The sequence below is a fragment of the Halalkalibacter flavus genome (assembly GCF_036663575.1).
Lineage (GTDB): Bacteria > Bacillota > Bacilli > Bacillales > Bacillaceae_D > Halalkalibacter > Halalkalibacter flavus.
This window is the reverse complement of sequence record NZ_JAWRVK010000217.1, coordinates 1-274: the sequence shown is the minus strand read 5'-3', so window position 1 is coordinate 274 and position 274 is coordinate 1. Positions and strand designations below refer to the sequence as shown.

Here is a 274-nt window from a genome sequence, read left to right as displayed (position 1 = left end):
CAGCAAGCTCGCTGCCGGCCGCCGACGGGCCAAGAAGGCCCGGGGGAAGTGCGAGGGTGCGAAGGCGTTTGGCTTCTACGACGACGAGGTCGAGACCCTGGCCCGGATCAGGGAGCTGAGACGAAAGCCTCGCCGAGGTCGGAGGAAGACCCTGCAGGAGATCTGCGACATCCTGAACTCCGAAGAGCGCCGACCTCGCTACGGCGGAGAGTGGAAGCTCAACAACCTGTCCGCGCTGATCGTGAAGCTGAAACGGGGCACCCACAAGGTCGAG

Annotated in this window: 1 protein-coding gene; it reads left to right on the top strand. The window is 65.0% G+C overall.

What is annotated here, in order from left to right; all coding sequences use genetic code 11:
* Nucleotides 1–274 (top strand): hypothetical protein (locus tag SAY88_RS25020; protein WP_332635127.1); only part of this gene is annotated, 274 nt, incomplete at both ends.